The sequence below is a fragment of the Bacillus cereus group sp. MG16 genome (genome assembly GCF_040459875.1).
GTDB classification, from domain to species: Bacteria; Bacillota; Bacilli; order Bacillales; family Bacillaceae_G; genus Bacillus_A; species Bacillus_A paranthracis.
This window is the reverse complement of sequence record NZ_JARVHE010000001.1, coordinates 1,780,516-1,802,288: the sequence shown is the minus strand read 5'-3', so window position 1 is coordinate 1,802,288 and position 21,773 is coordinate 1,780,516. Positions and strand designations below refer to the sequence as shown.

Genomic DNA, 21,773 nt, shown 5'->3' with positions numbered 1-21,773 from the left:
CAAACTAACTGAAAACATACCTTTCCAGCTAGTTGCCATTTCCATATGTATTATTGCGTTTTTACTTTCTTTCCATATTCACGAACGATATCAAATTTACTATCATCAGATTTAACATATCCTTCATGTGAATATACTTCTTTAATGATTTTGTGACCTTCCTCATTCTTTCCAATTTCAATGAAAGCATCCTGTAATTTCTTGCTCCACTCTTCATCTAAATCAGAACGTACCGAAATCGTATCGTTTGGAATTTTCTCCGTAAATTTCACTATTTTCGTTTGATCAAATATATTCGGATAATCTTTTTTTACAATATTACGAGCATCTTGGAATACAACAGCTGCATCTACATCACCATTTAAAAGAGCAATAAGTGACTGATCGTGACCTTTTAATGTAACAGGTTTCACATCTTTTAACGGATCAACGCCCTCTTTTAATAGTACAGCCGCAGGCCACACATATCCCGCTGATGACGTTACATCTTGATAGCCAATTTTTTTACCTTTTAAATCTTTTACACTATTAATATTTGAATCTTTCTTAACAACAAACTCAGATTTATAAAAGTCTACTAAGTCCTTTGTAGGAGCTCCCGTTTCATCATCTACGCCAAAACGTTGCGCTTGTAAAATTACGTTTGCTGCCTTTTTCTCATGTGCTAACACATACGCTGTTGGGGGTAAAAATCCTACATCTACTTGCTTAGATGCCATCGCTTCTACAATTGTATTATAATTCGTTGAAATACTAACTTTTACTGGAATATTTAACTTATCACTTAATAGCTTCTCAAGTGGTTTTGCCTTCGCCTCTAACGTATCTGCATTTTGAGAAGGAACAAATTGAACATTTAAAGTCTTCGGTACATACCCTTTTTTCGTATCTTCATTTTTACTTGCGCTTGATTCCTTCGTTCCACAGCCACTTAACAAACCCGCTGCTAATACAACTGTTGTGCTCATTGCAAAAACTTTTTTCAACATGTTAATGCCTCCATTTTTCATTGTTATAAAATAACCTTTCATAAACATGAAGAAATATATCACACATTTTTACAAATAATTGATTATTTACAGAATCTTTACATATTCTATACACTCACATTAAAATTCTCTCCATATATTTGATATGCTTAATCAGTAGATAATAATAGAAAAGGTGAATGATATTGAATCAAAATCAAATTGTAACTTTAAACATCCTATTAACAAGTGATATACATGGTACTGTTTATCCAATTCACTACCAAGATAACTCTCCAGCAGAAATTGGTTTAGCTAAGATTTCTACTCTTATAAAAAAAGAACGGTCCCAAAATAAAAACGTTCTTTTAATTGATAACGGTGACTTCATACAAGGAACACCATTTACTTACCATTACGCTACATATGAAAAAGATAAGAAAAACCCAATGTCATTAATAGCAAACTATTTACGTTATGACGCTGCAGTGATTGGAAACCATGAATTTAATTATGGAATGGATGTATTAAACAATACTATTTCTACTGCAAACTCCCCATATTTATCAGCAAATATTTTAGACAAAAGCAGTAAAAAACCTTATTTCGGGAAACCATATATAATAAAACATATTGAAGCAAATATAAAAATTGCTATTTTAGGGGTGACAACGCATTATATTCCAAATTGGGAACAACCCCATCACATTAAAGACTTGCAATTTGAAGATGCGTTAGAAACAACAAAAAATTGGGTTTCTTACATTCACGAACATGAGAAACCAGATTTACTAGTCGTAGCGTATCATGGGGGATTTGAACGCGATTTACAAACTGGAGAACCGACTGAAGTTTTAACAGGCGAAAACCAAGGGTATGCTATGTGTCATGAAATTGAGGGCATAGATATTTTATTAACAGGCCATCAGCACCGAGAAATGGCTCAAACAGTGGGTAATGATGTAACAATTTTACAGACTGGATGTAATGGACATTCAGTTGGAAAAGTAACTGTAACATTTGAAAAAATAAAACAAGAGTGGGTAAAAAAAGAGAGTTATTCAGAACTATTGACTGTGCAAGAAATCGAGGCAGATCCTGATGTTCTTTACTTGGTAACCGATTATGAAGAGAAAACACAAAAATGGCTTGATCAACCTATTGGAACCATCCACGGTGACATGCAAATTTCAGATGCTATGCAAACTCGTTTGCAAGACCATCCTTTTATTGAATTCATAAATAAAATACAGATGGATATAGCTAATGTTTCTATTTCTTGTACAAGCTTATTCCATAATACATCTCCAGGTTTCCCGACATATGTAACAATGCGTGACATCGTTTCTAATTATATTTATCCAAATACATTAAAAGTAATTAGAATAACTGGAGCTGATATAAAAGATGCTCTCGAACTCTCTGCTTCTTATTTCACATTAAAAGAAGATGGAACCATCATCGTAAACCCTAGCTACATAGAACCAAAACCGCAACACTATAATTACGATATGTGGGAAGGAATTTCGTACGTATTAAACATTTCCAAACCAATTGGCGACAGAGTAGAATCTTTACAGCATAAAGGCACTCCTCTTAATATGAGTGAAGAATATGACGTCGTTATGAATAATTATCGCGCGAGCGGCGGAGGGAACTTCTTTATGTTTCAAAATAAGCCCGTAATAAAAGGTATACCAACAAATATGTCTGAACTTATCGCTAACTATATATTGAAGCATAAAAAGATAGAAGCAACAGTCAATAACAACTGGAAAGTTATTAACTAACGATTATAATAAATAAAAAAGATGGGCTTCGCCCATCTTTTAGTTTAATTTTGCATTATCTTGCTTTTTTAAAGCTTTTAATTTCGCCGGTGTAACATCAGTACCTTGTTCGTTAACGACTTTAATTCCTTTTAGTTCGTTTAACATATTTTGACGAAATCCTTTTAAATATTGTTCACGTAGCGATTGACGCTCACGTTGTTCTTCTTCAGTTAAACCTTCAGCTTTTGCTTTTTTCGCTAAGAAGTTAATGCGTTCAACGAGTTCGTGACTAAGCATCTCGAATCCCCCTTCTACTCAAAACTGATTATTATCATACAATAGTTACTCTTCTTTATCAAGCAATTGCTTTGTATACTCTACATATCTACGATGTACCGTCGCTTTTGAAACATTATGGCCAAAGCCACGTAGTGTTGCTGCTATTTCTTCGAAAGTAAGTTCACTCTTACGCAAACGTACAATTTCCTCAATTGGCACTTCTTTCTTCTCTCGTCCTACACTTAAATGACGATTCTTTAAATTATTTTCTGGACGATAGCCTTTTTCTACTGCTCGTTGCATACCACGTTTAATTTTTAAATTATGAATCTTTCTTTGATACTCTTCAACAATACCAATAATATCTAATACCATTGAATCAGAATCCGACAATTGCAATTCACCATTATGTGTATGCGTATATACTTTTATTCCTTCTTTATGTAAACAGTGCATTAACGCAATCTTTGCATTCCCCCTACCAAGGCGCGTTTCATCTTGTATAAGTAGCACATCAATTTGTTCGTCTCGAATTGTATCTAACACTTCTAATATGCCGTCACGTTCAATTGTATAGCCACTAGCCTGCTCTTCAATCACCTTAGCAACATTCATTTGATAGCGCTCCGCTAAATGCAATAATTCATCTTTTTGACGTAATAATGATGTTTCTTGCGCTTCTTTTGTTGTACTCACACGCGCATAAATAATTGCATTCATTATGAACCCCTCTTTCTCACTATAATTTCCCTTTAGTGTAACATAAATTCGCCTTTTGTTCGAACTTATGTTTGTAGAATGTTTTTTCACATGTTATACTTATTAATAAGAAAAATGAAAGAAAACGAGGTGTTAGAAAACATGGAAAAGTTAACGAAACGCCAGCAAGACATTCTCGACTTTATTAAGCTAAAAGTACAAGAAAAAGGATATCCACCTTCCGTACGTGAAATTGGTCAAGCAGTCGGCCTCGCTTCTAGTTCTACAGTGCACGGACATTTATCAAGATTAGAAGAAAAAGGATACATTCGACGCGATCCAACAAAACCACGCGCAATTGAAATTTTAGGTGAAGACCGAATGGATACAGAAACACAATCTGTTATTCAAGTTCCAATTGTCGGGAAAGTTACTGCTGGATTACCAATTACAGCAGTCGAAAGCGTTGAGGAACACTTCCCTCTTCCAGCTAGCATTGTCGCAGGAGCAGATCAAGTGTTTATGTTACGTATTTCTGGAGATAGTATGATTGAAGCTGGTATTTTCGATGGAGATTTAGTTGTTGTTCGCCAACAACAGTCTGCATATAATGGTGAAATTGTAGTCGCTTTAACAGAAGATAATGAAGCAACTGTTAAACGTTTCTATAAAGAAAAAGACCATTTCCGTCTACAACCGGAAAACTCTTCATTAGAACCTATCATTTTAAAGCAAGTGTCAGTTATCGGTAAAGTAATTGGCGTATATCGTGATTTACATTAAGAATATAAAAGAAGATAATTACCTTATTTATACGGTAATTATCTTCTTTTTTTGTATTTTGATAGATTTTCACACATTCTATTTCTTATGAACGCGTTTCAATCGTCACATCGCCCGCAGCTGTTTTACCGCTAATCTTTTTACTCCCATTACCAATCGTTACGTCTTTATTTTCTTCATTAAAAATTGTTACATCCCCGGCAGCACTTTGCCCAGTAATTACCGCATCTTTTGGTTTTTCCGATAAAGTAATATTTATATCTCCCGCAGTTGAACTTTCTTCTAGATTGTACTTAGAATCATGATCTAGAATATTTATTTCCCCACTGGTCGTTTTTGCAGTCACTTTCCCTATTACTTTTTTAAAGTTTACTTCACCAGCTTTTGTAGATCCCTCCACATTCTTAGTCGTTACATGTTTCAAATCCACTTCTCCAGTAAGTGTTCTAGCACTTACACGGTCACTTTTCACGTCACTTATTTCAATTTGTCCAGCAGATGAATTTACTTTTACATCTTGGTAAGAGCGTTCAGGCACAAGGAGAGTCAATGTAGACGTTTGAAACTTAAAATCGTAAAAAGAAAAATCAAATGAAGCACCTTTTTCTCTTTCCCCAATGATTTTTAATGTGTCACCATCCTCAGTAATACGAATCTCTTGTTTACGCGCATCTCCTAATTGCTTTACATAAAAAGAAGCGTCAGGAGATTTTTGGACAACAATATCCCCGACATCTAACTTAACTTCTATATTTTTTAGTGTTTCATTTTTAATTTTATCTTCTTTGTTTCCTTCTTCTGCAGCTTGCACTGCTTTTTCATATGTTTGTGAAATCCCAATTACTCCAATAATGATACAAGCGATTGCTACTAACAATATTTTTTTCATCATCTACTCCCCTTTTATCATTTTGAAATTCCATATGACATAACGTACACAAAGCCTTTTAAACCACTTCGTACTATAATAAGCAATCATACATAACAACAAACCTACTCCAACAAAAGTTATACTAACAAATAAATCTAACCATATAAAAGTACCCATAAATACTTTTCCAATTACGAAAAATGGTGTCACTACACTAGCAATCCCACCGACCCAAAAAGAAAATATAAAAGTAATAATTGCCAATAACGGGCCTAACACAATAATGAAATTAAACAAACTAAGTCCAATCGCCGCCATGACAGCTCTTGTCACATTTGAAGTTGATGGATCTTTTTTCATTTCATCGAAACGATACATCGCAAGCAATTCTTTTGCAATTACTTTCGGAGAGCCAAGACCCTTTATTATTTCCGATTCAGTTTTCCCCTCTTCTATCCCAAACTGAAAATGCTCTTCATAATCAAATAAAATATCTTTCCTCTCTTCGTCCGGTAACTTTCTAAGATGACTTGATAATTCCTTAAGAAACTGTTCTTTACTCATCCCATTCCACCCCTTCAATAATTTCTTGTACACCTTTCGCAAAATCACGCCACTCTGTTACTAACAAATTCAGTTGCGTTTCCCCTTGCTCAGTTAGTTGATAATATTTACGAGGCGGTCCCTCCGTAGATTCTTTTAAATACGTTTGAAAATATCCTTCCTTCGTTAAACGGCGTAATAAAGGATATACTGACCCTTCCGATATTAAAAATTTATTTGAGATTTGCTGAACAAGTTCATAACCGTAACAATCCTTACGTTTCACAAGTGCTAGTACACACAGTTCTAACACACCTTTTTTAAACTGAACGTTCAAGTGTAATCCCCCTTTCTCATTTCAGTACTGTTCAATACACGGTACCCGACATATCCATAATATACCACTTAGTATTGTTTATTGCAAGGTACTATATTTTTAAACACTCGAACTTTAGTATGAAACATATCCAATACCGAACACAACATATCATTCATTTTTTTATATCCATAGATATTACGCATGTTACTTTTACTTATCCACCCTTTTAGAACACAAAACAATTCGAATTTCACCACGTTACATTAAAGATATGGAATAGAAATTTAAATACCGTCATAATTTTTTCAGACATCTATTCAATTCAATTCATTTCAACTAACACCTATATTTCCAATAAATAAAAAAGCCCTGATACCGTAGTATCAGGGCTCCTCACCTCTTAGTAAAGAGACATATATTGATCGCGTTCCCATTGGTGAACTTGCGTACGGAAGATATCCCACTCAATTTCTTTCGCTTCGATGAAGTGCTCAAGTAAGTGATCTCCTAATGCGTTACTAATTACTTCGTTAGATTGTAATGTAACTAAAGCTTGCGCTAATGTTGCTGGTAAGTCAACGATACCTGCTTCTTCGCGCTCTTCTTTTGTCATTACGTAGATGTTACGATCTACTGCAGCTGGTGGAGTTAATTTGTTTTTAATTCCATCAAGACCTGCTGCTAATAATGTAGCCATTACTAAATATGGGTTTGCAGCTGGGTCAACACTACGTACTTCTACGCGTGTACTAATACCACGAGATGCAGGGATACGTACTAATGGACTACGGTTTTGTGCAGACCATGCTACGTAACAAGGAGCTTCGTATCCAGGTACTAAACGCTTGTAAGAGTTTACAGTTGGGTTTGCCACCGCTGTAAATGCTGGTGCGTGTTTTAAAATACCTGCGATGAAGTGACGAGCATCATCACTTAATTGTAAGTCACCGTTTTGATCATAGAATACGTTCTCACCATTTTTGAATAGTGATAAGTTACAGTGCATACCTGAACCGTTCACACCGTATAATGGTTTTGGCATAAATGTTGCGTGTAAACCGTGTTTACGAGCAATTGTTTTTACAACAAGTTTGAATGTTTGAATGTCATCACATGAGCGAATTGCGTTTGCATATTTGAAGTCAATTTCGTGCTGACCTGGAGCAACCTCATGGTGAGACGCTTCAATTTCAAAGCCCATTTCTTCAAGTTCAAGAACGATATCACGACGACAGTTTTCCCCTAGATCCATCGGCGCAAGGTCGAAGTATCCACCGTTATCGTTTAATTCTAATGTTGGATTTCCTTTTTCATCTACTTTGAATAGGAAGAATTCTGGCTCTGGTCCAAGATTGAAATCTGAGAATCCTAAAGCTTCCATTTCTTTTAATACACGTTTTAAATTGTTACGTGGATCCCCTTCAAATGGAGTACCATCTGCATTGTAAATATCACAGATTAATCGAGCTACTTTACCTTTTTCAGCTGTCCAAGGGAAAATCACCCAAGTATCTAAATCTGGATATAAGTACATATCAGATTCTTCAATACGTACGAAACCTTCAATAGAAGATCCATCAAACATCATTTTGTTATCAAGAGCTTTTGTTAATTGGCTCACTGGAATTTCTACGTTTTTAATTACTCCTAAAAGGTCCGTAAATTGTAATCGGATATACTTTACATTCTCTTCTTTCGCCAAACGGAAAATATCTTCTTTTGTGTACCTAGCCATTATAAATTCCTCCTTAGTCCCTCTAAACACCTTCAGAATCAGTTCTCTTTAGTGAAAAAACCTTGAAATATCACCTTGTCGCAATGAAGTTCGATTAAATCTACCTGTATGTTGTAGTTCGTCTCGAAGTATTTTGCGAAGCTCAGTTTTTGAAATTTCTTTCGTTTCTTCTTTTACTTTCACTGCTTCTGTTTGATTTTCTTTCATTAGTAACACTTGTTTAATACCAGCCATATTCAAGCCTTGATCTAATAAATCTTTAATCTCTAACAACTTATCTACATCGTTAAATGAAAATAATCTACGGTTCCCCTTTGTACGGGTTGGAGAAACAAGATTATGCTCTTCATAGTAGCGAATTTGACGTGCAGATAATTGTGTTAAATCCATAACAATACCAATAGGAAACAGCGGAGCAGAACGTCTATCTTCTTTCATCGTTTCAGTTCCTCCTTCGCCTTAACTGCTTCTCATTTTATACCATGTTATGTTTTATGTCAATAGATGTTAGCTTTTCTTACATGATTTTTTAAAAATTTTTTCATTCTTTTTTCTAATGAAATAAATCATTACTTTCACGCGAAAAAAGCTGTCGAAATCGACAGCTTCCCTTTAAGAAATTGTTAATAATTCTTTTTCAATTAATGCATCAATTGCAGAACAAATCGCAATCTTCACATGCGAATAAGTTAGCCCACCTTGTACGTAAGCAACATAAGGCGGACGAATTGGACCATCAGCCGACAATTCAATACTTGCACCTTGAATAAACGTTCCCGCAGCCATAATTACATCATCTTCATACCCCGGCATATAGTTGGCATATGGAGTGAAGTGAGAGTTAATCGGAGATGCATATTGAATCGCTTGGCAGAATGCAATCATGCGATCTTTGTCATCAAATTGAACAGATTGAATTAAATCTGTTCTTGGTGCATTCCACGCTGGTGATGTATTCATTCCTAACTTCTCTAAAAATGCAGCTGTAAAAATCGCACCTTTTAGCGCTTGTCCCGCTACGTGCGGCGCTAAGAAGAAACCTTGATACATTTCTTGCAGACTATATAAAGAAGCTCCTGCTTCCGCACCGATTCCTGGAGATGTTAAACGATAGGCACACGCTTCAACATACTGCTCTTTACCAACAATATAACCACCAGTTTTAACAATTCCCCCGCCCGGGTTTTTAATAAGCGAACCCGCCATTAAATCTGCACCAACATGACACGGCTCTTGTTCTTCAATAAACTCGCCATAACAGTTATCTACAAACACGACAACATCCGGTTTAATTTCTTTAACAAACGCTATCATTTCTTTAATTTGAGAAATAGTAAAAGACGGACGAGTAGCATAACCTTTTGAGCGTTGAATTCCAATCATCTTCGTATTACTATGAATGGCAGCCGCAACAGCTCCTAAATCAACAAACCCCTCTTCAGTAAGCGGAACTGCATTATAACCAATATTATATTCTTTGAATGATCCTACACCTTTTCCACGTACACCAACAATTTCCTCTAACGTATCATACGGCTTACCCGTGATGTACAATAACTCATCTCCTGGACGTAAAATACCGAATAGCGCTGTTGAAATTGCGTGAGTACCTGAAATAATTTGCGGACGAACAAGACCACCTTCCGCTCCAAATACATCCGCATACACTTTTTCTAGCGTATCACGACCAATATCGTCATAACCGTAACCTGTCGTCGGAATAAAATGTGAATCACTAATTTTATGTTTACGAAAACTTTCTAATACACGAAACTGATTACTTTCAATTACTTCATCCGCACGTTTATGTACTTCTGTAATTTGGCTCTCTACTTCTTTTACAATCGGAGCAATCTTTTTTCCATTTTTCAAACGATCAAACATTTTTATTTTCTCCTTCTTCCACTAAAAATCTCTTTAATTGCACATTAAGTGATGAATGAGCAAAAATATACCCTGCGCAATCATACACAAATTTATCTTCCAAAAACTCCATCTTCGTTAATAGCGTCTCCGTCTTTAGTAACGTTAACAACTTACCTTCACTCGGAGGAATCTCCACTTGATAACGATTCATTTCTTCCTTCATTTTCGTTTCTATCGCTTCTTTTATATGTAATAGATCCTTTTCTTCAAAAGCACTAGTCATTAAGAAGTCATTTTTCGGAAACGGAATAAAGTTTTGATGTAATTCATCTTTTTTATTATATAACGTAATAATAGGAATATGATTTATTTCGAGTTCTGACAATAATTGTTTTACTGTTTTCTCATGCCCTACATAATTAGGATCTGCAGAATCCACAACATGTAAAATAACATCCGCTTCACCAGCTTCTTCTAACGTCGAACGGAATGCAGCAATTAATGACGTAGGTAAATCTTGTATAAAACCAACTGTATCAGTTAGTAATACTGTATAACCAGAAGGTAGCGGCATCTTCCTTGTTGTCGGGTCTAGTGTTGCAAACAACAAGTTTTCTTCAAACGTATCAGCTTCCGTTAATCTATTAAACAGTGTAGATTTTCCCGCATTCGTATATCCTATTAACGAAACTTGAAATACTTTATTATCTTTTCTTCTCTCACGATATCTTTTTCGATGTTCCACAACAACTGCAAGTTGCTTCTTTATTTCATCAACGCGCGCTCGAATATGACGACGATCAGTCTCAAGTTTCGTTTCACCTGGCCCTCTCGTTCCAATACCACCACCAAGACGTGATAAAGACAATCCTTGCCCCATAAGACGCGGCATTGTATATTGCAACTGAGCTAATTCTACTTGAAGCTTCCCTTCTCTCGACTTCGCACGTTGCGCAAAAATATCTAATATGAGTTGCGTTCGATCAATTACCCTCGCATCTAATACTGAGGATAAATTCCGAATTTGACTCGGTGTTAATTCGTTATTAAATACGATAACATCCGGTTCTAGTTCTTCAGTTAACATTGTAAGCTCTTCTAATTTGCCTTTACCTATATAAGTCGCCGGATGAAACTTCGGTCGTTTTTGCGTTGTAGACACTAACAATTCTGCTCGTGCAGTTTTCGCTAATGATGCAAGTTCTTTCATGGAATGCATAAATTTTTCATCATCATCTTGCGGCAATTGACAGCCCACTAATATGACTTTCTCTTTTTCTTCCATCAAATATGTTCACTCATCCTTTTCGAAATTTAAACCTTCTAATATAATAGCAGAGGAAGCACATTTCATCTAGTTAGCGGGGGAGAAAATTCATGGCATGGGAGATTTTTAGCATCATAGGCACAATTGCTTTCGCATTAAGCGGGGCTATTGTTGCAATGGAAGAGGATTATGATATTTTCGGGGTGTATATTTTAGGAATGGCAACCGCATTTGGGGGAGGTGCCCTTCGTAATTTATTAATCGGTTATCCGATTGTCGCGTTTTGGCAACAAGACATGTTATTCCAAATCGCACTTTTATCAATGACGATTATTTTTCTTTTTCCAAATAAATTAATTAGACACTGGAAAAAGTGGGAAAACATCACTGATGCTATCGGCTTATCAGCATTTGCCGTACAAGGGGCATTATACGCTCAGAAATTAAATTTACCAATTAGCGCTACAATCGTAGCAGCCGTTTTAACTGGCATTGGAGGCGGTATTATCCGCGATCTTTTAGCCCGTAGAAAACCTCTCGTTCTTCGAGCTGATGTATATGCTTTTTGGACGATTCTGGCAGGTTTCTTAATCGGCGCTCAAATTATTGTTAGCGATTGGGCTCTATACACCTTATTCATTTTAATTGTTTGCTTCCGCATGGTTTCTATTCATTACAAATGGCATTTACCGCATAGACGCATCGACACAAACGAACGTTCAATGCATAAATAGCAATCCAACCTCTTTACAAATCGTAAAGGGGTTTTTCTTTTCTAATGAGTTTTTCTTTACAGAATGTTTATACTAATCCTCAAAGCGAGGTGAATACAAATGACAAACCATGTGAATAAAGGGGCTCAAAAAAGCTCAGTAGGTCAAATTGGACACGACCCTAATTCCGCACACGAAAAAAGTGCTAAAATGGAACGATTCCATAAATCTTATCAAGAAAAAGCAAAAAAATAATAGAAGCACTTATACAGAAAAACAGACGCACAGCTTACGTACTGTGCGTCTCCTCTTCAAGAATCAAATCACTGCTTGATATTCCAATCAAATCATATTTATCATATGCATCCTCTTGTAACAACCGCATAGCTTGTGTACGAATCGATTTTTCAACAATATTCCGGACATATCGTCCATTACTAAAGGATGTAATTTGCGATGAGTACTTTACAGCATGTAAATGATCTCTAAATTTCCATTCAGCCTCTTTCGATAACTGATATTCACGTTCTTCATACATCCTCTTCCCTATTTCTAACAACTGATTTACTGAGTAGTCCGCAAACTCAATTATAAATGGAAAACGAGATTGCAGTCCTGGATTCAATGAAAGAAAGTGATTCATCTCTCTTGAATATCCAGCTAAAATCAATACAAAACCGTGTTGTTTATCTTCCATATGTTTTACGAGCGTATCAATTGCTTCTTTTCCAAAATCTTTTTCTCCCCCTCGTGCTAATGAATACGCCTCATCAATAAACAAAATTCCTCCCATTGCTTTTTTTATTAAATCTCTTGTTTTTTGAGCTGTATGACCGATGTACTCTCCTACAAGATCCGCACGTTCAGCTTCAACTAAGTGCCCTTTTGATAGAATATTCATCTCAAATAATAATTTCCCTATCATTCTAGCAACAGTTGTCTTCCCTGTACCTGGATTCCCTTTAAATAACATATGAAGTACTTGTTTCTCAGACTTCAATCCTATTTCTTGTCTTTTTTTATTCACATAAATCCAAGCATATATTTCTTTTATTATCTTTTTTATATCATCCATCCCAACGAGTTTTCCCATCTCTTCTTCAATTCTTTGCAGCATCTCATGTTTCGTAGTAGTTTCATTTGAAATTACTGTTTTATTTTCTGCAGCCGGTAAAGAAATTTTCTTTCGATGATTTAACACAATGTTAATTTGATTATTATTTTTCTTTCGCATCGATTGTTCCATACAATCACCTCATTTTATCCACTCACCAAATATTATTATTCTTGTCTCCTTTGCAAATGACTATTTTCAGAAAAGTTTGCTATAATAAAAGAAATAATGAAGGTGGTGGGACTATGAAGACAACGGAATTCCATGATACAATACAAGCCTTTTCTATTTTTTTATTGAATAAAGGCCGAAAACCTTCAACCATTAAACGTTATGTTTATGACATTGAAGATTTCGGACATTGGTTAGAAAAAAACAAAAAGCTCCCTTCCAGTAATATATGGGCTACACTTTGTACAAAAGACTACGAAGATTACTTTTCCGACTTAAAAAAGAATCGACATTACTCAGAGAAAACGATGCACCGTGTATTCATTGTATTAAATCGAATGCATCACTTTCTAAATATTCCCAACCCATTAAAGAACATGGAAATTTCTATTCAACCAGACCGCACACTCCGCAATGAAGATTTCATTTCATCTGATGAAGAAAAAAGATTAAAACATATAGTCACTTCATTAGAAGGACTTTCAGAAAAACAACGTCCTGTACGCCCCTTATTGACGGATCGTAATATCGCTATTTTAAATTTATTAATTGACTATGGATTATCCTTACAGGAACTTACAGCATTAACTATGCATCACGTCCACTTTGAAACTAACACGTTATCTATACCTGCAACCGCAGGAGTAGAAAGAACAATTACTTTAACTAGCGAAGACAAAAAACAACTATATACTTATTACAAAAGCATCCCTGAACCCGTTCGTCCAAAATACCATAGTAATGACCCATTATTTGTCGCATTCGATTTTAATCGCGGAACATACAGATGGGTATACGAAAATGATGCACCGAAGGGATTAACAGAAATCGCTATCCAAAAAATGATTCGCCTCGAAGTGTCTAGAGCTAATTTACGCAAAGGAATCTCTGGGCAACACTTTCGTAACACCTATATTTTAAATTTAATCAAAAAAGAGACTCCAGAGTCAGAAATTATAAAGCTAGCTGGGTTCAAATCAAAAATTTCACTGAAACGATATTATCAATACGCAGAAAATAGAAAAAACGCCTTATCATAAGGCGTTTTTTCTATTTTTTCTTCAAACAAACGATTTTACTATGACCATTTAACTAATTTTTGCATCTACTATGATGAGTTTCATTCACATTCTCATTAGAAAGGAGAGATTTAATGTCTCGTTATGACGACAGTCAAAACAAATTCTCCAAACCATGCTTTCCAAGTAGCGCTGGGCGAATCCCCAACACTCCATCAATCCCAGTTACTAAGGCACAACTTAGAACATTTCGCGCAATCATTATCGATTTAACAAAAATAATCCCAAAACTTTTCGCAAATCCATCTCCCCAAAACATTGAAGATCTAATCGATACATTGAACCTACTAAGTAAATTTATTTGTTCACTAGATGCTACTTCCTCCCTGAAAGCACAAGGGTTAGCTATTATTAAAAACTTAATAACTATATTAAAAAATCCAACTTTCGTAGCAAGCGCTGTATTTATCGAGCTTCAAAATCTAATTAATTATTTACTATCCATTACAAAACTATTCCGAATTGACCCTTGCACACTTCAAGAGCTTCTTAAATTAATCGCAGCATTACAAACCGCTCTAGTTAATTCTGCTTCATTCATTCAAGGACCTACTGGACCTACTGGGCCAACTGGGCCAGCAGGTGCTACTGGACCTCGAGGTAACACGGGCGCTACTGGTGCCACTGGACCTCGAGGTAACACGGGCGCTACTGGTACCACTGGACCTCGAGGTAACACGGGCGCTACTGGCGCTACTGGACCTCAAGGTAACACGGGCGCTACTGGTGCCACTGGACCTCAAGGTAACACGGGCGCTACTGGCGCTACCGGACCTCGAGGTAACACGGGCGCTACTGGTGCTACCGGACCTCAAGGTAACACGGGTGCTACCGGATCTCAAGGACCTCAAGGTAACACGGGCGCTACTGGCGCTACCGGACCTCGAGGTAACACGGGCGCTACTGGTGCTACTGGACCTCAGGGTAACACGGGCGCTACTGGCGCTACCGGACCTCGAGGTAACACGGGTGCTACTGGTGCCACTGGACCTCAAGGTAACACGGGCACTACTGGTGCTACTGGACCTCAGGGCATTCAAGGTAACACAGGTGCTACCGGCGCTACCGGACCTCGAGGTAACACGGGCGCTACTGGTGCTACTGGACCTCAGGGCATTCAAGGTAACACGGGTGCTACTGGTGCCACTGGACCTCAAGGTAACACGGGTGCTACCGGTATAGGAGTTACCGGACCTACCGGACCTTCCGGCGGGCTTCCTGGACCTACTGGACCTCAAGGTAATACAGGTGCTACTGGACCTCAAGGTATTCAAGGGCCAGCAGGTGCTACTGGCGCTACTGGACCTCAAGGTATTCAAGGGCCAGCAGGTGCTACTGGCGCTACTGGACCTCAAGGTATTCAAGGACCAGCAGGTGCTACTGGCGCTACTGGACCTCAAGGTATTCAAGGACCGGCGGGTGCTACCGGCGCTACTGGACCTCAAGGTATTCAAGGACCAGCAGGTGCTACTGGCGCCACTGGACCTCAAGGTATTCAAGGACCAGCAGGTGCTACTGGCGCCACTGGACCTCAAGGTATTCAAGGACCAACAGGTGCTACCGGCGCTACTGGACCTCAAGGCGTTCAAGGACCAGCAGGTGCTACTGGCGCCACTGGACCTCAAGGTATTCAAGGACCAGCAGGTGCTACTGGACCTCAAGGCGTTCAAGGGCCGGCGGGTGCTACTGGTGCTACTGGACCTCAAGGCGTTCAAGGACCAGCAGGTGCTACTGGCGCCACTGGACCTCAAGGTATTCAAGGACCAGCAGGTGCTACTGGCGCCACTGGACCTCAAGGTATTCAAGGACCAGCAGGTGCTACTGGCGCCACTGGACCTCAAGGTATTCAAGGACCAGCAGGTGCTACTGGACCTCAAGGCGTTCAAGGTAACACAGGTGCTACCGGCGCTACTGGACCTCAAGGTATTCAAGGACCAGCAGGTGCTACTGGCGCCACTGGACCTCAAGGTATTCAAGGACCAGCAGGTGCTACTGGACCTCAAGGCGTTCAAGGTAACACAGGTGCTACTGGACCTCAAGGTGCTCAAGGGCCGGCGGGCGCTACCGGTGCCACTGGACCTCAAGGTATTCAAGGACCAGCAGGTGCTACCGGCGCTACTGGACCTCAAGGCGTTCAAGGACCAGCAGGTGCTACCGGCGCTACTGGACCTCAAGGCGTTCAAGGACCAGCAGGTGCTACTGGTGCCACTGGACCTCAAGGCGTTCAAGGACCGGCGGGTGCTACCGGCGCTACTGGACCTCAAGGCGTTCAAGGTAACACAGGTGCTACTGGTGCCACTGGACCTCAAGGCGTTCAAGGTAACACAGGTGCTACTGGTGCCACTGGACCTCAGGGTGCTCAAGGGCCGGCGGGCGCTACTGGACCTCAAGGTGTTCAAGGACCGGCGGGTGCTACTGGTGCCACTGGACCTCAAGGTGTTCAAGGGCCAACGGGTGCTACTGGTATAGGAGTTACCGGACCTACTGGGCCTTCTGGTGGGCCTCCTGGACCTACTGGACCTCAGGGACCTCAAGGTAATACAGGTGCTACCGGACCTCAAGGTATTCAAGGGCCGGCGGGTGCTACTGGTGCCACTGGACCTCAAGGCGTTCAAGGTAACACAGGTGCTACTGGACCTCAAGGTGCTCAAGGACCGGCGGGCGCTACCGGCGCTACTGGACCTCAAGGTGTTCAAGGGCCAACGGGCGCTACTGGTATAGGAGTTACTGGACCTACTGGGCCTTCTGGACCTAGCTTCCCTATAGCAACAATTGTTGTAACAAACAACATTCAACAAACAGTACTACAATTTAATAACTTTATCTTCAGTACTGCAATTAACGTAAATAATATTATCTTTAATGGCACAGACACAGTTACAGTTATCAACGGTGGTATTTATGTAATTAGCGTATCCATCTCTACAACTGCACCAGGATGTGCGCCACTCGGAGTAGGAATTTCAATAAATGGAGCAGTCGCAACTGACAACTTCTCTTCAAATTTAATAGGCGACTCACTTTCATTTACTACAATCGAAACATTAGCTGCAGGAGCAAACATTTCTGTCCAATCTACTCTTAACGAGATTACGATCCCTGCAACAGGAAACACTAACATTCGTCTAACTGTATTTAGAATCGCTTAAATTTCACTATTTATTGTTTATAGCAAATAAAAAAAGAGCGAGAAATTTGAAGTGACCCCTAAAAGTTAGACACGGTTATTTCATTAGGCAGCTTGATCCAAATGAGTCCGGTATTGTACCGGGCTCATTTTTAATTTTGCCTTAATCCGTTTCGTATTATAATAATCTATATATTTTTCTAATTCTATTTTAAAATGATCTACACTTTCAAACTCTTTTATGTAGAGGAACTCCGACTTCATAATCCCAAAGAAATTCTCTATTACTGCGTTGTCGTAACAGTTTCCTTTTCGAGACATACTCTGTACGATCCCCCTTGATTCAAGTGTACGGACGTATTGTCTCATTTGATAATGCCATCCTTGATCCGAATGCATCAGTAGCTGGTGGTTTTCAGGTAAACGTTCTAATGCTTTCTCTAACATCTCTGAAACAAGTGAATACGTCGGTCTAGAACCGATTGTATAGGTAATAATTTCACCATTATATAAGTCTAATACAGGTGATACATACAGTTTCTCTCCAAACAATTTAAACTCTGTGATGTCCGTTACCCATTTTTGATTCGGGACATCTGTATAAAAATTACGCTCTAAAATATTAGGTGCAATTTTACCGACTTTCCCTTTATAGGATTTATATTTCTTCATACGCACAACACACTTTAATCCAAACTCTTTCATAATGCGCTGAATCTTCTTGTGATTCACTTTTTGACCACGATTCGTTAACTCATCACGAATGCGACGGTAGCCATAACGACCTTCATTTTCCTCATAAATTGCTTTCATTTCAGCTTTCATTTCAGCTTTCAAATCGGCATCTTGATCCGGACGATTCATTTTCTTTACTAAATCATAATACGTACTCCGTGGAATACCAGCTAGCTCCACGAGTGCCTTCACCGAATATTTATGCCTTAATTCATAGACTACTTGTGCCTTGTCTTGTTTCGTGATTTTTCCTTGTTTTGAACTAAGGCATTCAACTTTTTTAAGTACTCATTTTCCATTTCAAGCTGTTGAATACGTGCTTCAAGTGCTTCGACTGACCCTTCAGCTAAAGCTTGTTTTACTTGTTTATTTGAATCTTTTTTCATGGATGGACGCCCCTTTTTCTTAGATTGAAGGGCATCAATTCCTTGTGTTTCGAGCTGTTTTTTCCAAACAGAAATCGTTGAAGGGGCAGGAATGTTAAAGATAGCTGCCGTCTCAAATAAGGACATACCGTTTTCAATCATAAAGTTTAGTACGTCTAGTTTAAATTGTTGTGTGTAATTTGTACATCGTTTTAGAAAAGCTTCCATACCATTCTGTTTATATTGGTTTACCCAATTCAAAATAATTGTGTCACTTATACCAATCGATTTACCCATTTCTCGATAACTTTCATTTCCGTTTAAATAGCGTAGAACGATTTGTATTTTTTCATCAGCTGTAAATTTAGCCATAGAAAAACTGCACCTCCAATTGTTAGACTGTGTCTAACAATTGGGGTGCAGTTCAATTTCGCTCTTTTTTTGTTATGTACAATAATTCATTACTATTCTAATTCAATTGAAACATTTTTTTGTGGTACAAATGTAGAAATTGCATGTTTATAAATAAGCTGTTGCTTACCTTCTGTTTCCAGTAGGACTGTAAAATTATCAAATCCTTTAATTAATCCACGAAGCTGGAAACCATTTAATAAGTACAGCGTAACAAACGTATTCTCTTTACGGAGTTGATTTAAAAACTGATCTTGAATATTGATTGATTGCTTCATGTCGAATCCTCCTCTTTTTCTCTACTTACTATTATTCGACTTTAGTTGTAGCTTTCCTTCTATGTATCGTAAAATTTCTGACGTTTTTTCACCGTCTGTAACATCAAACCATGTGACATCCATCTTATTACGGAACCACGTTAATTGACGTTTTGCATAACGACGTGAATTCGTCTTTAATTGTGATACCGCTTCTTCTAAAGAGACACGATCCTCAAAATAATCATATATCTCTTTATACCCAATCGCTTGAATAGATTGACAATCTCGTATCCCTCGATTATACAACCCTTCTACTTCTTCTAATAAACCTTGGTCCATCATTATATCAACTCGTAAGTTAATGCGATCGTATAGCATTTCACGATCCATTGTCAAGCCAATTAAGGAAACATCGTATAATAACTCGTTTTCTTGTTTTTCAAGTTGATCACTCATTTTTTCACCCGTCGTGTGGAAAATTTCTAACGCCCTAATGACACGGCGTACATTATTTGCATGAATACGCTCAGCGCTTTCTGGGTCTACTTCCTGTAATTTCTTATGTACATATTCCACACCACGTTCTAATGCTAACTTTTCCATTTGTTCTCGGTATATAGCATCACCAGCATCATCCGTAAACTGATAATCGAATAAAACAGATTGTATATACAGACCAGTTCCACCAACGATAATCGGCAATTTACCACGCTCTGTAATCTCGCGAATATGCTTACGAACACGTTCTTGAAATTCGGCAACCGAAAATGATTCTTCCGGATTTTTTATATCAACCATATAATGTGGAATTCCGTCCATCTCTTCTTTCGTCACCTTTGCGGTTCCAATATCCATCGTACGATAAATCTGCATGGAATCTCCACTTATAATTTCACCATTTAACGCTTTGGCAAGATCAATACTTAACTTTGTCTTCCCAACAGCAGTTGGTCCAATGATGACAGCAACTTTTTCACGTTGCACTTCTCCCATATCATTCAACTCTCTTTATGTAATGTACTCCATCTATTGATTATATCCAATCTTACCAATTTTAACGGCATGATTGCAAGTTCTTTCATTACGGTACATGAAATTATAAATAAAAAAGAACATAGTTTGTCCAATTCCGCATATACATGATTAAAAATACCTTCGAGAGGATGAGTTAACTATGAAACAATCCACTATCAATTTTTCATCTTTGACAAAAGACCTCATTTTAGCTACTGCTACAAAAGAACACAATTGTTCACAAGAAGAATTATACTTCGCCTTAAATTGTTTACTACGTTCTTTTCATTCTGCTCTCCAAGAAACAACATTACATCTAGAAAATAAAGATACACAGTATATACAAAACCAATTTTGCAGCGCATATAAAATTATTACAGGTAAAACTATTTATCCTTTTCAATAATCCATAAAAGGCGATTGCTTACATACTTTCAAGCAACCGCCTTTTATATTAATACATATATACTACTCTATAACTTTCACTTTTACAGATTTGCGCCCCCAGCTATTCGCACTACCATCTGAGCCAACTAAAACATCAATACGATTTCCTTTAATCGCACCACCAGTATCTCCAGCAATCGCTTCTCCATATCCTTCTACCCATACTTTTGATCCAAGTGGAATTACTTTAGGATCAACAGCAATTACTTTCATATTTGGATTCGCTGTTAAGTCATGCCCCATTGCAGTTAATACACGACCACCATACGAACCATTCTCACTCGGATCTGCTGTATATGCTGTCGCTTCTACCGTTATTTCACGTCCACTAGTCGGTGCACTTGTTTCATTAGATTTCGCAACTTGTTTCGTAGTTGACTGCTGTTTTGCCACAGGTTTACTTGATTCTACATTCTTAACAGATTCTTTACTCTTAGCTACTTTATTACTTTTAACCGGCGTATTTACTCTTTCCGGCGCTTCTTCTTTCGTTGCAACTTCTTTCTTTTCAATCACTGGTGCCGTTCCTGTTAAAAATGGCACATGAACATATCCTGTTTTTCCATTATAGTCAAATTGCAACCATTCATTTTGAACTTGATTTGTCGTTTCAATTACATCATTTTTATTCAGTTTTCCAAGAATTTCTGAGTCAGTATTCGCTCCAGCGCGAACATTTAACACACCCGCCGTTACATAATATGTACTTTTTGTAAATTCAGCACTTACAAACGCTTCTTGACCATTTAATTTAATTTTTGTCCATCCGTTTTCTGTATTTACAACATCTAATTTATTTCCACTTAACATTTTACCTACAAGCTTAGACTCTACAGTTGGGTTTTCTCTAACATTTAATACGTCTGTTGTTACAATCGTTTCCGCTTTCGCAGAACCTGCAAAAATCCCAAGACCAAAAACTGCCGCCGTTGCTATACCTAATAATTTTTTCATGAATAGCCTCCATTTGCTTTGTTTTCGTATTTTTATTATAGCAACGGATTTTTAAGATTTTTAGAAAACACACAATTACAAACCATTCGTAATATACGATTAATGAGCTGTAACATAAATTTCCATATTAATGAATTACATTTCCTATAGAATTCCCAATAGTTTTCATATATTTTCCACATACAAGCACAAGAATTTTTTTCCAGAAAAAATTACAGTATTACTTTTTTGTTACAAAAAAATCATATTTCATTACATCTTTTACCAAAATTCATCATTCT

22 protein-coding genes are annotated in these 21,773 nt (G+C 37.8%); 7 read left to right on the top strand and 15 right to left on the bottom strand.

The window, feature by feature from the left end:
- Positions 1-50: 50 nt before the first annotated feature.
- Positions 51-989, bottom strand: a complete 939-nt coding sequence (locus QCI73_RS09310; RefSeq protein ID WP_000915052.1) for a phosphate/phosphite/phosphonate ABC transporter substrate-binding protein — start codon at positions 987-989, stop codon at positions 51-53.
- 185 nt (positions 990-1,174) lie between these two features.
- On the opposite strand from QCI73_RS09310, the gene QCI73_RS09305 reads away from it, so the two are divergent.
- Complete coding sequence (locus QCI73_RS09305; RefSeq protein WP_353822803.1) at positions 1,175-2,758, top strand: bifunctional metallophosphatase/5'-nucleotidase; 1,584 nt, start codon at positions 1,175-1,177, stop codon at positions 2,756-2,758.
- 39 nt (positions 2,759-2,797) lie between these two features.
- On the opposite strand, the gene QCI73_RS09300 is transcribed toward QCI73_RS09305, so the two are convergent.
- Together QCI73_RS09300 and QCI73_RS09295 are read right to left on the bottom strand one after the other, a co-directional pair.
- Entirely contained in the window at positions 2,798-3,037 is a 240-nt protein-coding gene (locus QCI73_RS09300) for a DUF896 domain-containing protein (RefSeq protein WP_000948565.1), read from the bottom strand.
- A 45-nt stretch (positions 3,038-3,082) separates the two neighbouring features.
- Entirely contained in the window at positions 3,083-3,739 is a 657-nt protein-coding gene (locus QCI73_RS09295) for a YneB family resolvase-like protein (protein ID WP_134188427.1), read from the bottom strand.
- Positions 3,740-3,880: 141 nt separating this feature from the next.
- On the opposite strand from QCI73_RS09295, the gene lexA reads away from it, so the two are divergent.
- On the top strand, positions 3,881-4,501 hold the full coding sequence (gene lexA, locus QCI73_RS09290; RefSeq protein WP_000413738.1) for a transcriptional repressor LexA: 621 nt from the start codon (positions 3,881-3,883) through the stop codon (positions 4,499-4,501).
- A gap of 85 nt (positions 4,502-4,586) precedes the next feature.
- Here lexA and QCI73_RS09285 read toward each other — a convergent pair whose 3' ends face one another.
- The 7 genes from QCI73_RS09285 to hflX all read right to left on the bottom strand — a co-directional run bounded on the left by QCI73_RS09285 (position 4,587) and on the right by hflX (position 11,120).
- Positions 4,587-5,393, bottom strand: coding sequence for a DUF4097 family beta strand repeat-containing protein (locus tag QCI73_RS09285; protein WP_353822802.1), 807 nt, complete (start codon positions 5,391-5,393; stop codon positions 4,587-4,589).
- Positions 5,394-5,936, bottom strand: a complete 543-nt coding sequence (locus tag QCI73_RS09280; RefSeq protein WP_327922742.1) for a DUF1700 domain-containing protein — start codon at positions 5,934-5,936, stop codon at positions 5,394-5,396.
- Complete coding sequence (locus tag QCI73_RS09275) at positions 5,929-6,252, bottom strand: PadR family transcriptional regulator (RefSeq protein ID WP_001102620.1); 324 nt, start codon at positions 6,250-6,252, stop codon at positions 5,929-5,931. The genes QCI73_RS09280 and QCI73_RS09275 overlap by 8 nt, the downstream gene beginning before the upstream one ends.
- A gap of 382 nt (positions 6,253-6,634) precedes the next feature.
- A complete protein-coding gene (glnA, locus tag QCI73_RS09270) occupies positions 6,635-7,969 on the bottom strand; it encodes a type I glutamate--ammonia ligase (protein ID WP_000135330.1) in 1,335 nt (444 codons plus the stop codon).
- 48 nt (positions 7,970-8,017) lie between these two features.
- Positions 8,018-8,407 carry a transcriptional repressor GlnR gene (gene glnR / locus QCI73_RS09265; RefSeq protein ID WP_000656783.1) on the bottom strand — a complete coding sequence of 130 codons (390 nt, stop codon included), beginning with the start codon at positions 8,405-8,407 and terminating at the stop codon, positions 8,018-8,020.
- Positions 8,408-8,581: 174 nt separating this feature from the next.
- Positions 8,582-9,853, bottom strand: coding sequence for a methionine gamma-lyase family protein (locus tag QCI73_RS09260; RefSeq protein WP_327922741.1), 1,272 nt, complete (start codon positions 9,851-9,853; stop codon positions 8,582-8,584).
- Positions 9,846-11,120: a GTPase HflX gene (gene hflX / locus QCI73_RS09255; RefSeq protein ID WP_327922740.1), complete on the bottom strand. Its 1,275-nt coding sequence runs from the start codon at positions 11,118-11,120 to the stop codon at positions 9,846-9,848. The genes QCI73_RS09260 and hflX overlap by 8 nt, the downstream gene beginning before the upstream one ends.
- A gap of 92 nt (positions 11,121-11,212) precedes the next feature.
- Between hflX and QCI73_RS09250 the strand changes: the two genes are divergently transcribed.
- Both QCI73_RS09250 and QCI73_RS09245 read left to right on the top strand, forming a co-directional pair.
- Positions 11,213-11,836, top strand: coding sequence for a trimeric intracellular cation channel family protein (locus tag QCI73_RS09250; protein WP_000312265.1), 624 nt, complete (start codon positions 11,213-11,215; stop codon positions 11,834-11,836).
- Positions 11,837-11,935: 99 nt separating this feature from the next.
- A complete protein-coding gene (locus QCI73_RS09245) occupies positions 11,936-12,070 on the top strand; it encodes a hypothetical protein (RefSeq protein WP_000181496.1) in 135 nt (44 codons plus the stop codon).
- A gap of 34 nt (positions 12,071-12,104) precedes the next feature.
- Here QCI73_RS09245 and spoVK read toward each other — a convergent pair whose 3' ends face one another.
- Complete coding sequence (gene spoVK, locus QCI73_RS09240) at positions 12,105-13,061, bottom strand: stage V sporulation protein K (protein ID WP_353822801.1); 957 nt, start codon at positions 13,059-13,061, stop codon at positions 12,105-12,107.
- A 113-nt stretch (positions 13,062-13,174) separates the two neighbouring features.
- Here spoVK and QCI73_RS09235 point away from each other — a divergent pair, with 113 nt between their 5' ends.
- Together QCI73_RS09235 and QCI73_RS09230 are read left to right on the top strand one after the other, a co-directional pair.
- Positions 13,175-14,140: a tyrosine-type recombinase/integrase gene (locus QCI73_RS09235; protein WP_353822800.1), complete on the top strand. Its 966-nt coding sequence runs from the start codon at positions 13,175-13,177 to the stop codon at positions 14,138-14,140.
- Positions 14,141-14,253: 113 nt separating this feature from the next.
- Complete coding sequence (locus tag QCI73_RS09230; RefSeq protein WP_353822799.1) at positions 14,254-17,328, top strand: Gly-Xaa-Xaa repeat protein; 3,075 nt, start codon at positions 14,254-14,256, stop codon at positions 17,326-17,328.
- 83 nt (positions 17,329-17,411) lie between these two features.
- Here QCI73_RS09230 and QCI73_RS09225 read toward each other — a convergent pair.
- From QCI73_RS09225 to miaA, 3 genes are all read right to left on the bottom strand, one after another.
- Positions 17,412-18,778, bottom strand: a protein-coding gene (locus tag QCI73_RS09225; protein WP_353822798.1) for an IS3 family transposase whose coding sequence is annotated in 2 segments (ribosomal slippage) — positions 17,412-18,325 and positions 18,325-18,778 — 1,368 coding nt in all. Because the reading frame shifts where the segments join, the coding sequence is not laid out codon by codon here.
- A 92-nt stretch (positions 18,779-18,870) separates the two neighbouring features.
- Positions 18,871-19,095: an RNA chaperone Hfq gene (gene hfq / locus QCI73_RS09220; RefSeq protein ID WP_000813896.1), complete on the bottom strand. Its 225-nt coding sequence runs from the start codon at positions 19,093-19,095 to the stop codon at positions 18,871-18,873.
- Between the two features lie 21 nt (positions 19,096-19,116).
- The gene (miaA, locus tag QCI73_RS09215) at positions 19,117-20,070 is read right to left on the bottom strand and encodes a tRNA (adenosine(37)-N6)-dimethylallyltransferase MiaA (protein WP_000504941.1); all 954 of its coding nucleotides are present in this window, start codon (positions 20,068-20,070) and stop codon (positions 19,117-19,119) included.
- A gap of 181 nt (positions 20,071-20,251) precedes the next feature.
- Here miaA and QCI73_RS09210 point away from each other — a divergent pair, with 181 nt between their 5' ends.
- Positions 20,252-20,497, top strand: a complete 246-nt coding sequence (locus QCI73_RS09210) for a hypothetical protein (protein ID WP_327922637.1) — start codon at positions 20,252-20,254, stop codon at positions 20,495-20,497.
- Positions 20,498-20,559: 62 nt separating this feature from the next.
- On the opposite strand, the gene entD is transcribed toward QCI73_RS09210, so the two are convergent.
- Positions 20,560-21,492, bottom strand: coding sequence for a cell wall-binding protein EntD (gene entD, locus QCI73_RS09205; protein ID WP_000734631.1), 933 nt, complete (start codon positions 21,490-21,492; stop codon positions 20,560-20,562).
- Positions 21,493-21,773: the final 281 nt, after the last annotated feature.